Annotated in this window: 11 protein-coding genes; 6 read left to right on the top strand and 5 right to left on the bottom strand. The window is 65.4% G+C overall.

All coding sequences use genetic code 11. The annotated features are described in order from the left end of the window. Window positions 1-68 precede the first annotated feature (68 nt). Complete coding sequence (locus Spa11_RS02925) at window positions 69-1,406, top strand: redoxin domain-containing protein (RefSeq protein ID WP_145107241.1); 1,338 nt, start codon at window positions 69-71, stop codon at window positions 1,404-1,406. A 109-nt stretch (window positions 1,407-1,515) separates the two neighbouring features. On the opposite strand, the gene lpxA is transcribed toward Spa11_RS02925, so the two are convergent. Further along, window positions 1,516-2,385, bottom strand: coding sequence for an acyl-ACP--UDP-N-acetylglucosamine O-acyltransferase (gene lpxA / locus Spa11_RS02920; RefSeq protein WP_197529693.1), 870 nt, complete (start codon window positions 2,383-2,385; stop codon window positions 1,516-1,518). A 284-nt stretch (window positions 2,386-2,669) separates the two neighbouring features. Between lpxA and Spa11_RS02915 the strand changes: the two genes are divergently transcribed. Beyond that, a complete protein-coding gene (locus Spa11_RS02915) occupies window positions 2,670-3,008 on the top strand; it encodes a scaffolding protein (protein WP_145107228.1) in 339 nt (112 codons plus the stop codon). Window positions 3,009-3,154: 146 nt separating this feature from the next. On the opposite strand, the gene Spa11_RS02910 is transcribed toward Spa11_RS02915, so the two are convergent. From Spa11_RS02910 to rsmG, 3 genes are all read right to left on the bottom strand, one after another. Then, window positions 3,155-4,300, bottom strand: a complete 1,146-nt coding sequence (locus Spa11_RS02910; protein ID WP_197529692.1) for a cysteine desulfurase family protein — start codon at window positions 4,298-4,300, stop codon at window positions 3,155-3,157. 228 nt (window positions 4,301-4,528) lie between these two features. Continuing rightward, window positions 4,529-4,873 carry a DUF3467 domain-containing protein gene (locus tag Spa11_RS02905; RefSeq protein WP_145107219.1) on the bottom strand — a complete coding sequence of 115 codons (345 nt, stop codon included), beginning with the start codon at window positions 4,871-4,873 and terminating at the stop codon, window positions 4,529-4,531. 156 nt (window positions 4,874-5,029) lie between these two features. Beyond that, window positions 5,030-5,743: a 16S rRNA (guanine(527)-N(7))-methyltransferase RsmG gene (gene rsmG, locus Spa11_RS02900; protein WP_145107208.1), complete on the bottom strand. Its 714-nt coding sequence runs from the start codon at window positions 5,741-5,743 to the stop codon at window positions 5,030-5,032. Between the two features lie 264 nt (window positions 5,744-6,007). Here rsmG and Spa11_RS02895 point away from each other — a divergent pair, with 264 nt between their 5' ends. Both Spa11_RS02895 and truB read left to right on the top strand, forming a co-directional pair. After that, window positions 6,008-6,673 (top strand): O-methyltransferase, encoded by a 666-nt coding sequence (locus Spa11_RS02895; RefSeq protein WP_145107203.1) that lies wholly within the window; start codon window positions 6,008-6,010, stop codon window positions 6,671-6,673. Window positions 6,674-6,789: 116 nt separating this feature from the next. Further along, window positions 6,790-7,689, top strand: a complete 900-nt coding sequence (gene truB, locus Spa11_RS02890) for a tRNA pseudouridine(55) synthase TruB (protein WP_145107197.1) — start codon at window positions 6,790-6,792, stop codon at window positions 7,687-7,689. Window positions 7,690-7,905: 216 nt separating this feature from the next. Here truB and Spa11_RS02885 read toward each other — a convergent pair whose 3' ends face one another. Continuing rightward, entirely contained in the window at window positions 7,906-9,072 is a 1,167-nt protein-coding gene (locus Spa11_RS02885) for a hypothetical protein (RefSeq protein WP_145107194.1), read from the bottom strand. A gap of 304 nt (window positions 9,073-9,376) precedes the next feature. On the opposite strand from Spa11_RS02885, the gene Spa11_RS02880 reads away from it, so the two are divergent. Together Spa11_RS02880 and Spa11_RS02875 are read left to right on the top strand one after the other, a co-directional pair. Next, window positions 9,377-12,364, top strand: a complete 2,988-nt coding sequence (locus Spa11_RS02880; protein ID WP_145107187.1) for a DNA translocase FtsK — start codon at window positions 9,377-9,379, stop codon at window positions 12,362-12,364. Window positions 12,365-12,517: 153 nt separating this feature from the next. Beyond that, on the top strand, window positions 12,518-13,267 hold the full coding sequence (locus Spa11_RS02875) for a hypothetical protein (protein WP_145107182.1): 750 nt from the start codon (window positions 12,518-12,520) through the stop codon (window positions 13,265-13,267). The last annotated feature ends 315 nt before the right edge of the window (window positions 13,268-13,582 follow it).

The raw sequence follows: 13,582 nt of genomic DNA, 5'->3' as shown, positions 1-13,582 counted from the left end.
GCTCCGTCGGCCTCCTGTGCGAGCCTCCCTGGCCGGGGCTCTCTCCACCGCACACCGCTAAGGCAGATATGCAACGTCCCTTTACCCGCCACCTGACTCTCGCCGCCCTGGCGCTCGCTTGCGGGCTTACCGCCTCGCCGGCGCAGGCGGCTGATCCCGACCCGATGGCGCTGCTCACCGACGCCGCCCAGGCGGTCGCCGACGCGCCGTCAGCCTCGGTCGATCTGCGGGTGCAGACGAAGCTGGTCCGTGACGAGAAAGCCGACGAGCAATCGGCCTACTTCGTCTACCGCACGGCGCCCGAGGGACGGTTCGAGTTCAAGAACGTCGCGGAGGACGGCGGCGCGACGCCGACCGGTTATCACGTCGTCGGCAACGACGGCGTGACGATCACCGCGATCCTCAGCGGAAAGCGTCACATGCTTTCGGCGAGCGACGACGGCATGGCGGCGTTTGTCCGTTCGCCCAGCGCCTCGACCATCGGCAGCGGGCTCGGCGGCTTGGCCCTGGCGTTCTTCAGCCCCGCCGCGATCGCCGAAGTCGCCAGCGGCGTCACCGCGAGCGAGTTCGTCGGCGTCGAAGAGGTCGATGGCGAGAAACTACTCCACGCACGCTACACGGTGAACGACGAGTTCCCCGTCGATGTTTGGTACCAAGCCGAGGGCGAGCCGCTCGTCCGCCGTGTCCAGCCGAGTCTTCTCGACACGCCGGGCGTGCAGCAGATGGCGTCGCGCTACGAGACGTTTGACTTCTCGGTCACGTTCGAATTCACCGGATGGAAGACCGACGCCGGGCTCACGAAGAACGAGATCGCCGTGGTCGAGCCGCAGGACTCCCAATTACTCGACTCGCTGTACGCGCCGCCGAAGGAGCCGCCCCACGCGCTGCTCGGCAAGCCGGCGCCGCCGTTCGAGCTGCCGACGCCCACTGGCGAGACGGTGAGTTTCAGCAAGCCGGCCGGCGAAGGCGCGACGCTGCTAGAGTTCTGGGCGACGACCTGCCCGATCTGCGTCCAGGCGATGCCGGCGCTCGAGAAGCTGCACGAGAAGTACGCGGCCGAGGGCCTCGATTACTACGCGGTCAACGTCGGCGAGTCGGCCGAGGACGTGGCGACTTTCCTTGAGCGACGGGAACTCACGCCGCGGGCGCTACTCGATGAGAACCAAGAGGTCGCCGACGCTTTCCACGTCGGCCCGATCCCGCTGATCCTGCTGATCAACGCCGACGGCCGCGTGCAGGTCGCACAGGTCGGCTTCGACCCGAAGACCGCGGAAAAGCTCGACCAGCAGATCGGAGCCACGTTGCGTGGCGAAGACGTCGCAGCGGCGCAGCTCGAAGAGGTCCGCAAGGCGGAAGCCCAGCGCGTCGCGGAGCGAGAGCGGTTGCGTTCGCTACTCGACGGCTAGTTGGCGAGCCCACGATGTTAGTCGTGGGTGTGAAGCACGACCAAGACGTCAAATCGAACGGTGATGTCCACCCACCACTAACGTGGTGGGCTCGCCACGAAGCGGTGCTTCAGCCCGCGCGGCGCTTCGATTTTTGCTCGGTCATCTCGAGGACGGGAGCGTCCATCGCGTCGTCGATTACGCGGATCGTGCCGCCCGGCGGAGAGCGTCTCTCGCGAGCGTAGCCACGCGACGTGTCGCGAAGAAACGGTTCGAGCTCGGCAGCGGGCCCCTCCTGGAACCTTTCGGAGAGCATCATCAAGCGGTCGGCGAACGACTCGCCGCTGCGGTAGATGATCCGGTAGGCCTCTTTGATCTCGGCCATCTCTTCGCGGCTCATGCCCGAGCGGCGGAGGCCGACGCGGTTGAGTCCGACCACGGCGCCGGTGTCGCCATCGATGGTGACGAACGGCAACACGTCTTGGACGATGCGGGCCATGCCGCCGACCATCGCGATGCGGCCGACGCGGCAGTGCTGATGGACGGCGCTGCCGCCGCCGAGGAAGGCCCGCTCGCCCACGGTGACGTGGCCGGCGAGCATCACGTTGTTCGTGAGGATGACGCGGTCGGCCACCACACAGTCGTGGGCGACGTGCGACGCGACCATCAGCAGGCAGTCGTTGCCGATGCGGGTGACGCCCTGCTCAGTCATTGCCAAGTGGACCGTGACGTTCTCACGGAACACGTTGCGGTCGCCAACAACGAGCCGACCCGGAGGGCCGGTTGGGGCGGCGAGCTGGGGAAGGCCGCCGAGGACCGCCCCTTCCGAGAGCGCGTTGTCGCACCCGAGGGTAACGCCCGACTTCACGGTCGAGCGGGGTCCGAGCTTGCAGCGGTCGCCGATCTCGGCGCCGGCCTCGACCATGGCGAAGGGACCGATCTCGACGTCACGGCCGATCTGAGCCGTCGGATCAACAACCGCGCTTGGGTGTATCGACACGGGGAAACCCGCTTTTGCTGGCGTGCTAGCTTGCAGAGCCGCGATGGCCCTTGGCGGAGGGACTGTGAGCTCCTTCTCACAGCGTCGCCAGCCGTTGGTATCGGACGGCGTGGCGGCGCCGTGTGAGCCGGATCGGGTGATTCTCCCGAGCCGCCCTAGGACCCCTGCCTCCTCGCGGCGTCTCTCCTACAATCAAAGGCCTGTCGCGGTCCAGATCGGTCTTGAAGAACGCCGATTCGCCGCACCTGCTAGCACGCCCCCGCCTCCAGAAACGCTCCGCTACCATGTCCGATCCCATCGCCCTGTACGACGAAGCCGACAAGCTGAAGGCCGCCGGCGACCTCGAAGGCGCGGCCGCCAAGCTCACCGAGGCGATCGCCGCAGACGACTCGTACGCCCTGGCCCACTCGGCCATGGCGGTCGTGCAGCAGAAACTCGGGGCCCACGACAAGGCGATCCAACACGCCCAACGGGTCTGCGAGCTCGAACCGAAGGACGCCTTCAGCTACACGGCGCTGAGCGTCACCTACCAACGCGCCTACGCGGGAACCGGTGACACGAGCTTCATCCAAATGGCGGAAGACGCGATGGCCAAGAGTCGGATGATCGAAGCGGGCGGCTGAGTGTTAGGAACCACGGATTACACGGCGGGGCACGGATGAAGGGCCGAACCGGGGGCTGAGGCCCCGCGGCTGATGAAGATTGCCTGTCAACATCAGCCGGCACGCCTTAGCGTCCGGTTCTTCGATCCAGCACCGGGCGAGGCGAACTACGACCGCAGGCGTTCCCACGCCGCTAGCAGCGCGTCGGCGGCTGTTTCGATCTCCGATTCTTCGGTGTACCAACCGAGCGACAGGCGCATCGCCCCGGCGGCCTCGGCGGGTTCGGCGCCGATGGCGCGGAGCGTTGGGCTGAGGGAAACGCCGACGCTGGGGTCGCCACTCGCACACGAGGCGGCGCAGAGCTCGGGCACGGCGGCGAGTAGGTCCGTTGCCGCGACACGCGGCAGGGCGACGCAGAGCGTTCCCGCCAGCCGGTGTTCGATGGAGGGTCCGTAGAGACGCGAGTCTTCGGCGCCGGCGATCAATCGTTGTTCGAGTCGATTGGTGAGCGTCCGCAAGCGCTGCGTGGAATCGCCGAGGCATTGCTGGGCGACGCCGGCGATCGCGCCGAAGCCGACGAGGCCGGCGACGTTCGGCATGCCGGCGCGTTGGCCCGACTCGTGGCTTGCGCCCCAGAGCTGCGGCTCGACAGGGACGCCGCGTCGCACGTACAGCGCGCCGACGCCCTTGGGGCCGTAGGCCTTGTGGGCCGAGAGGCTCATCAGGTCGATGTCGAGTTCGCGAACATCGAGCGGCAGCTTCGCCAGCGACTGCGCCGCGTCGGTGTGGAAGAGGACGCCTTCGCTCCGACAGATCGTCGCGATCTCGGCGATCGGCTGCACGACGCCGATCTCTTCGTTGGCGTGGACGACGCTCACGAGCCGCGTCGAGGGCCGCAGCGCTTCGGTGATCGCGTCGGGCGATACGTGTCCGCACTTGTCCACTTCAACGACGGTTAAGTCGGCGCCGAGCCGTGACAAGAACCTCGCCGGGCCTTGGACAGCGGCGTGATCGACGGCGGAGACGATCAGGTGCGGCGTCTCGCCGGCACGGAGGACGGGTTCGACCAAGCCGCGGAGCGCGAGGTTCGACGCCTCGGTGCCGCTGGAGGTCCAGACGATCTCGTCTGGCGCGGCGCCGATCGCCATCGCCAGCTTCGCGCGAGCGTCTTCGATCGCCTCCGCGACCACGCGGCCGGCCGTGTGTTCACCGAGCGGGTCGGCGAAGCGGTCCGCCAGGTACGGCAGCATCGCCTCTTGCGTCACGGGCGCCAGAGGGGTGGTCGCGTTGTAGTCGAGGTAGATCGATCGCACAGCAAGTTGCCCCAGCCAACCAACGAAAAAAGCGGCCCGGGAACCACGGTTCCCGGGCCGCTACAAACGTAGGTCACGCTGAGGCGCGCTGGCCGCCCGACTGCCGGAAGAATCGTTTCAACCGGATCGACCAGTCGTCAGGGGTCAGTAATCAGTAGTCAGGAGATGTCAGCTCATCCGTGCGGTAGCACGCCCTGACTACTGACTCCTGATACCTGACTACTGATTTCAGTTCTGCTGTTTGACGACGCGCTTTTGGACGTCGGTCTCGAGCACGCCAAACGCCTGCTCGTGCCTCTGCACCGAGAGGTGCAGGGCCTGGAGCATCCGCTTGGCGGTGAAGTAATTGGTGACGATCCGCTGCTTGACCTGGACGGGCTCGGTCGGCACGCCGTAGGGCTGCGAGTTGAGGCCGAAGTCGAGGATCAACTCCTCGGGGGTGCCGGTCACGCGGCAGAAGTTGGCGTAAAGACAGACCGCGTCCTTGTCCTCGACCTCGACACGCTGACGCGCGGCGGTTTCGGGTTGGGCTTGGGCGGGCTTGGATTCGGGGGTTTCAGGCTTGTCGGCCATGGGGTTCTCCTTCGTGATGAGACGGAGTCGTAGGGGTCGGCCGACACCGGCCGCGACAACATCGACACCGCCAATCTACCGGAGCATCCGCCGGTTGGCCAGCAAAGGATTGCTTGCGGGGCGCCAGCGGATACACAACTGTTACATTCAATAAAACTAGCGCCGCTTGCCCGGCTTGCCAGACGCGGGCTTCTCAGCCCGGGTGACGGTCAGCACGGTTGTAACGGCGCCGTTATGAGGGTTCTCGTACTCGGCAATGCGGCGAAGGTCGAAGCCCTTCATCAGCCCGCGGTGCCGCGCTTCGCCGCGCTCATCGGGCCAACTCGGGCCCTTGAGCAACACCAGCCGCTTCCACTGCTCGTGGTGAGGTCGCAACCAGAACATGAACTTCCACAGCGGGCCGACGCCCCGCGCGATGAGCGTGTCAAACTTCGGCGCCTGCGAGCTGCGTTCGACAACGGCCTCGACCCGCGCGGCGTAAACCGTCACGTCGAGGCCCAGCTTTTCGACCATGTCGAAGAGGACGTTCGCCTTCTTGTTGACCGACTCGCAGAGGTAGACTTTGAGATCGGGCCGTAAGATCGCCAGCGGGATACCGGGCACACCACCGCCGGAACCGATGTCGAGCACCTTCTCGCCGTTAGGGATCAATAACGAGAGCTGCGCCGTGTCGAACAGGTCGCGCGTAACGAACTTCTCGACCGTCGTGTGGCGGGTGAGGTTGAGTTTCTCGTTCCAGTCCCACAGCAACTGGCGATAGTTGTCGAGGCGCGACATCGCCTCGCGCGAGAAGCCCAGCCCGCAACGGGCGGCGACCTCGGCGAGGGTTTCTTCGGCAACGGGTTCGTCAGATTTGTCGGCTTCGGCCAAGTCGGCTTCTCACAATCGGCTGAGGTTGAGATCGTCTCGCAAAATCATGTCTTCAAACTGTGGGAGGCGTCTCCAGACGCCGATGACGCGCACCATACCGTTTCGGTAGGGGCCGCTTCGGTAGGGATACCGTAATCGCGGTCTGGAGCCCCCTCCCACAATCAACATTGCAAGGTTTCTGCGGGACGCTGCCGCCCCTGTCGTCCCTCCGTTATCCTTTATTCAAAGCCGCTCGTACACTGACCCCTCTTCGCTCCCTGACGCATGTCTCACGAACCCTGGGCTGCCGTTGACGACTATGTCGCCCCCCGTCTCGCCGGGCACGACAACGCCCTCAGCAGCGCTCTAGCGTCCAGCGTCGCGGCGGGGCTGCCGGAGATCGCCGTCTCGCCGCTGCAGGGGCAGATGCTACATGTCTTGGCGAAATCTGTCGGCGCCCTCAAGGTGCTCGAGGTCGGCACGCTGGGGGGCTACAGCACGATCTGGCTCGCCCGGGCGTTGCCCGACGGCGGCCGCGTCGTGACGCTCGAAGCCGACCCGCACCACGCCACGGTCGCCCAGTCGAACCTCCAGAACGCCGGCGTCATCGACTCGGTGGACCTACGCGTCGGGATGGCGATCGATACGCTGCCGCAGTTGGAAGCCGAGGGCGCCGGGCCGTTCGACTTGGTGTTCATCGACGCCGACAAGCCGTCGATCCCCGAGTACTTCCAGTGGGCCCTCAAGCTAACGCGGCCCGGCAGCCTGATCGTCGTGGACAACGTCGTCCGCCGCGGCAAGCTCGCCGACTCCGAAAGCCGCGACGAGGACGTCCTCGGCTGCCGCCGCTTGATCGAGATGCTCGAACACGAGCCACGCGTCACTTCAACGGTCGTGCAGACGGTTGGGGCGAAGGGGCATGATGGGTTTGCGTTGGCGGTCGTGCTTTAGCATCGAAATGACGAATGACGAAGCACGAATGACGAACCTGTCGGCTGCGTCGTGATCCATCCGAGAGGTTCGTCATTCGTCATTCTTGCTTCGTCATTTCACAACCAATCTTCTAAGTGGCTAGTCTTTTTGGTCTGCTCAACATCAACAAGCCCGCCGGCGTCACGTCGCGCGACGTGGTCAACCGCGTGCAGTGGCTCTTGAAGCAGCACGCGAAGGCGACCGGCGAGAAGGCCGCGAAGGTGGGGCACGCGGGGACGCTCGATCCGATCGCGACGGGCGTTCTTGTGCTGTGCGTTGGCCCCGCGACGCGGCTGATTGAACAAGTCCAGCGGCAGCCGAAGCGTTACCGTGGCACGTTCCTCCTCGGCCGCCGCAGCCCGAGCGACGACATCGAGTTGCCGAGTGAAGAGCTGCCCGACGCTCCGATTCCGACGCTCGCGGAGATCGAAGCGGCGCTGCCGAACTTTGTTGGCGAGATCGAACAGACCCCGCCGGCCTACTCCGCGATCAAGATCGGCGGTGAGAAGGCCTACGACCTCGCCCGCGCCGGCGCCGCGCCCGACATGCAGCCGCGACGCATTCGTGTTCACGAGCTGTCGGCCGTGCGTTATGAGTATCCCGAGTTGGTGCTCGACATCCACTGCGGCAGCGGGACGTACGTCCGCGCAATCGGCCGCGACCTCGCTAACTCGCTCGGCACCGCGGCGGTGATGTCGGCGCTAGAGCGGACCGAGATCGGCGAGTTCCGCGTTGAGGATGCGTTGCACATGGACGCCCTCGACGAGGAAACCGTCACCGCCCTGCTCTTACCGGCCGCGCTGGCGGTTTCCAACTTGCCGCGGATCGAGGTGAGTTACACCGAGGTCCAAGAGCTTCACAACGGGCGCTTTCTCGATCGCCCCAAGGCGCCCCGCGGGGACGAAATGGCGGCGTTCGACGCCAGCGGTCGGCTGATCGCTCTGATGAAGCCCCGCGGCAACGGGCGTTTGCAGCCGACGCATGTGTTTAAGTAGTAAGTAGTCCCGTAGGGACGGCAGCGCGTAGCCAGGGGCGCAAGCCCCTGGGGCAAGTCGAGACATTCTGTGGAAGCCCCGGAGGGGCGACAGCAGCGTCGCGTCCAAGTTGCTGTCGCCCCTCCGGGGCTTCTACGTCGATCGAGCACTTCCAGGGGCTTGCGCCCCTGGCTACGCGCTGCCGCCCCTCCGGGGCTCTCTAAATGCGAACGCGTTCTAAAACTCGTACGTCAGTCCGAGCGTCCAGTAGTCGTAGAACAGGGTTTCGCCGTCGCGGGGGTAGACGCCGAAGTCGGGGGCGATCCACGCGGTCGCGAGGGTGGCGTTGTGGAACTGCGTGGCGAGCGCGCCACGCCAGCCGCCATCGATCCGCAAGTAGGGCGTCAGTCGGCAGCTCGCCATTAAGCGTATTTCGTTGAGCCACGCGACATGCTCTTCGCCATACGCGGTGAAGGTATCGGTAGTGCGAGCGGTCGCAGGTCGGTTCAGCGCTCCGGGAATCACTTCTTCGCCGAAGACACTCTGCTGCCGGTAGTCGATCCGCTGGTAGCCGAGCGTCGTCAACAGCACCGACTCGAACCGCCAGATGTCGCTCTCGGCGACGGCGCCGATTCCGACCTGCGGTCCGATCAGGTCGTGATCAACCTGCGTGGCGACCCAGGTCGTTCCCAGGATGCTTCCGGTGCCAACAAACGAAAAATCGCTTTCGAGTTTGGCGTAGCGAAGGCCGAAGGTTGTGTACGCGGCGAACTTGGTGGTTTCGAGCGCGCGGCGGACGCCTGTGCTGTGGGCCTCGGCTGGCGAGCGCCAATTGCCAACCACTTCGTCTCCACCCGAGACAGCGACCCCGTCCATGAGGGCTTCACCGCGCCAACCGGTCAAGAGCGAATTGGCGCCGGCGTCGCCGAACAGCACGTGCTGCTTCATCAACTCGCCGCCGCTAACCTTAAAAGTCTCCGTCGCTTCGATGCGATTGAAAAACACATTCCCGACGTCGTAGAGAATGAAGCTGGCTTCGTGATACGCAATCAGCCCATCGCCATCCGGGTCGTCATAGAGCCTCACCACTCCGGGGCTGCCGTTTCCGTTGAGGTCGTCGGCAAAGCGAGTATCGTTGCCTACGGCGACCATGTCCCAGTCGCTCTGGCTGTCTGCAAAGACATCATTGGAGAGGCTATAAGCGGCTCCGACCTCGATAGTCGATAAAGATAGCGACGCCGTGTTGCCCGACACTTCGTCGGTAGAGCAATAACCTGGCGTGGCCCCGATTTGAAAGAACGACCGGAACGCCGGCGACGGTACTTCGGCCCGAGCGAGGGCGCCCCCGATGACAATCGCCGCCACGATCACAACGCCGACGGCGGCTAACGTGCAGCATCGCATGCGTACGGTGAGTTCTCATTCGGGGAATAGACCAGAGCAGGCGTTCTAGCAGGCGCGGCGGCCCGCCGCAGCGGGAGTTTGCTACTAGTGCCGGCTGGGAGTGTCAGCCGTGTGGCGCCGGTTGTGACGCCGGCACGTTTTTCAACGTTGCTAGCGGCGCCGGCGATTTGCCTCTTGGGCGTGAGCTAGGGGGGCCGATCGTTAAGCGATGCGGAGGTGGTGCGCGCCGTGGTCGGGTCGACACGGCTCATGCCCTGCCCCCAAAGGTCTAGCCTCTAGCCTCTAGCCTCCAGCCACTCCCCTGTTGTTCGAAGACCGTAGTCCGAAGTTCGACGTGGTCGCCCTCACGCTCGCCGCTGTGGCGATGCTCGTGGCGATCGCGCTCGTGACTTACGACCCGGCCGATCCGCCGGGGGGACGCGTCTGGCCGCCGGTGGAGCAGGTCCACAACGGCTGCGGCGCCGCGGGGGCGTGGGTCGCCCACTCGTTGATCGAGATGCTCGGCCTCGGCGCCTACTACGCGGCCGGCACGCTCGGCGTCGTCGCAGGGTTGTTGGTGGGCAAGCGTGAGATCGACCAGCCCGTCTTGAGGTCGCTCGGCTGGGCGTTGTCACTGGTCGGCGTCTCGACGGCGTCGGCGATCGTGTTTCAAGGCTGGTCGCCCGGGCCGCTGGTTGGCGCCGGCGGCTACGTCGGGGCGATGGTGCAGACGTGGCTCAGCGCGAACTTCGCAACGGCGGGTTCGCTGCTGATCGCGGCGGTGATGCTTGTGTCGGGGCTGATCTTGGCGTCCGACTACGTTGTCTTCCGCGCCGCCGCGCAGACCGCGAGCGTCTCGGGGACCGCGCTGGTCGCCGCTGGTAAGCTGACGCAGGCCGTCACCGAGAAGCTGGGCGTGAAGCGTCTGGCGGGGCTTCGCACGGACCTTGATGGCGTCGCTGGCGAAGAAGCAGCGGACGGCGCCGACGCCGAGGAGGAATGGGACGAAGAAGTTGAGGACGAAGTGGAGGAAGGCGACGAGGCCGAATCCGACGAAGATGAGTGGGAGTACGAAGACGAAGAGGAAGACGAGGCCGAAGATGAAGGGCCTGCGATCTCGACGCCCGCGACGAAGCTGGCCGGCGCCGCGGCGGCGGTGGGGGGGATGATTGCGGGGGCGTTGCGGGGGAAAGCGGGAGCGGACGAGGAAGACGCTGCCTCTGGTGAGTCCGCCGCGGTCGGGGACGACGCGGCTCACGTTGAGGCGCCGCCAGAGAAAGAGAAGGTGGCGGTTCGGAAACCCAAGGCTAAGAGTGAGCGGGAAGAGATTCTCGAGTCGCTCGATAAGGCGGACTTGCGCACCGAGTACGCCAGCGATTACGAACTGCCGCCGATCGATCTCTTGTTGCCGCCCGAAGAGATCTCTTACGACCAGCACGAGAAGGAGGTCCGCCGCAAAGCGAAAATCCTCGAAAAGACGTTCCAGAGCTTCAACCTCAACGTCAAGGTCGTCGAGGTCGAGACCGGGCCCGTTATCTCGCAGTATGAGGTTGAGCTCGAGCCGGGCCTACGGCTCTCGAAGATCACCGGCCTGTCGGACGACCTGGCGATTGCGCTCCGCGCGCCGAGCGTGCGTATCGTCGCGCCGATCCCCGGCAAGAACACCGTCGGCATCGAGGCGCCCAACGACACTCGGCAGGTCGTCCGTCTGCGCGAGGTGATCGAAGAGACCGACGGCCAAGCCCGGCGGATGAAGATCCCGATCTTCTTGGGCAAGGACGTCGCCGGCAATCCGATGGTCGTCGATTTGGCGGCGCTGCCTCACCTGTTGATCGCGGGTCGTACGGGCACCGGTAAGTCGGTCTGTCTGAACTCGATCATCACGTCGATCCTCATGACGCGCGGGCCCGACGAGGTCCGCATGCTGATGATCGACCCGAAGATGGTCGAGCTCTCCGGCTACCGGAAGCTGCCGCACCTGATGCACCCGGTGGTCACCGACATGAAGAAGGCCGAGGCGATCCTCGGCTGGGCGGTGGACAAGATGGAGGAGCGTTACTCGCTGCTCGCGCGGGCCGGCGTGCGTCACATCTCCACCTACAACCAGCTCACTGAAGAAGAGCTGCGTGAACGGCTCGCCATGGCCGACGGCCAGCCGATGGACGACGCCGAATGGTCGCTCGTGCCGAAGCAACTGCCGTTCATTGTCATCGTTGCGGATGAGATCGCGGACCTAATGATGACGGTCGGCAAGGACGTCGAAACGCACATCATCCGCCTCGCGCAGAAGAGCCGGGCGGTCGGGATCCACCTGATCCTGGCGACGCAGAAGCCCACCGTCGATGTCATCACCGGCCTGATCAAGTCGAACCTGCCGGCGCGGATCGCGTTCCAGGTCGCCAGCCGCACCGACAGCCGCGTCGTGCTCGACGAGATGGGCGCGGACAAGCTGCTCGGCAACGGTGACATGCTCTTCTTGTCGCCAGGCACGAGCATGCTGCTCCGCGGTCAGGGCACTTATGTGTCGGACGACGAGATCACCGGCGTGGTCGACTTCGTCGGTGTCGGCGCCGACGACCAACGGTTCGCCAGCGAGCTGATGCAGCTCAAGACGAAAGAAGAGCAGGAGGCGATCGAAGCCAGCACGCCGCCGGCGTTGAAGAACCGTGATGACCTTTATGAAGCCGCGGTTGATGTGGTGGTGCGCGAAGGCCGCGGCAGCGTGTCGCTGCTGCAGCGCTGCCTGGGCATCGGCTACGGCCGCGCGGCGCGGCTGATCGACTTTATGGCCGAGGACGGCATCGTCGGCGAGTACAACGGTTCGCAGGCGCGCGAGGTGGTGATCTCGATGGAAGAGTGGGAGGCGATGACCGCCGGCGGCTCGGACGACGCGCCCGCCGCCCCGGTGATCAAGGCCGCCCCCAGCGCCGCTGCCCCCGCCGACGCCGCGCCGTGGGAAGATGAAGACGCCGAAGCAGAAGAAGAAGTCGAAGAGGAAGCGGCCGACGATCACGAGGAGGACGCCGAGGAATCCGAGGACGACGAGGCCTCCGACGAAGAGGACGAGTGGGAGTACGAAGAGGTCGATGAAGAAGAGCCCGAGGAAGAAGCCGAGGGCGAAGAGGATGGGTCGGATGAGGAGGAAGGTGACGACGAGTGGGAATACGAGTACGAGGAGGAAGACGCCGAGGAGGGTGAGGAGGCCGAAGGCGAGGAGGACGAGGCCGACGAGGAAGAAGGCGACGACGAATGGGAGTACGAGGAGGATGAGGACGAGGAGCCTCAGAGCGATCGGCTCGCCGACAGCGCCTAAGGCCCGGCCGACGGCCGACTTATGCCTCGAGAGAGGGCTAAGTTAGCGGCCTTTTCAGCGGCTTCGTGGCCAGGTTTAGAGCGCAAATGGCCACGGAATCCGCTATAATCGTAGGAGCACCTCACCCGTGTCACTCCTACGAAGAGGCCTCCCATGACGCTGCCGTTTTCCCGCTTCGCCTTAGCTCTAGCCCTTGCCGCGACGGCCACGCTTGGCGTTGTCGCCCAGACGCCCGACGAGCCCGCCGTCGAGGCGCCGGCCGCAGACGCCCAGCAAGCGGTCGAAGCCGCTGCCGACGCCCCCCCGACTCTTGAGACCCCCGCCGAGCCGACGCCACCCGCGCCAGCAGAAGCCGCTCCGGAGACTTCGGTTCCAGAGGCTCCGACCGAATCCGTGCCCTTGGCTGACGAGCCCTTGACCGAAGAGCCCGTCGCCGAAGTGGCTGAGGTCACCGAGCCCGCGGCGCCGGTTGAAGAGCCCGTCGAACAGTCGCCCGTCGAACAGTCGGTCGTCGTGACCCCTGCCGAGCCCGCTGCCCAACCCTCGGCTGAGCCCGCCCCCTCCGTCGTGGTTGCCGAGCATGCCCCGGCGCCCGCCGGGCCGGTCTGCTGCCCGATCAACGTCGTCGATTATCGCACCACCCTGTCAGCCAAGCGGGCCTACCGCTGCTACGGCCCCGGCGTCAACACCGCGGTCTGCGTCGACAATCCGGCCGACTGCACCGGCGCCCATTACGAAGTGCCGCTGTGTGTCCCGGCGTGCTGCACCGGCGCCCCGCGGGTCTGCAACGCCAGGCCCGGCCTGCTGGGCCGCGGCAAGGTCGACATCGTCTGGGATTGCGGTTTCACCGCTACTGTGGTGTTCCGCGCTCACGGCGGGGCGATTGTGATTTACCAGGGATGAGTCACGTCTTCGTCCGACACTGCAACAACGAAAGCCCGCGAGGCAATTGCCTCGCGGGCTTTCGCGTTTCTATTGGATCACCGCCTTCGACTGCTAGCGAACGAAGGCCGCAAATTTTGCCTAATCCTCGACGTGGTCGTTGCCGAATTCCAATTAAAGGGTCTCTCTCTTTTTTTCACACGTCGCCGCTCAGATTTCGCCTCGGCCTCGTGTTGATTTAGGCCGGATTGCGAGGGCCGAGGGGATGTTCTTGCTCCAAGCCGCCGCCAATGGACTGGGACGACGCAAAGCGCCTTGAGTCAATCAGTGGTCGGT

It is taken from the genome of Botrimarina mediterranea (genome assembly GCF_007753265.1).
Lineage (GTDB): Bacteria > Planctomycetota > Planctomycetia > Pirellulales > Lacipirellulaceae > Botrimarina > Botrimarina mediterranea.
The sequence above is the reverse complement of the archived record's forward strand: the minus strand, read 5'-3'. Positions and strand labels throughout refer to the sequence as shown.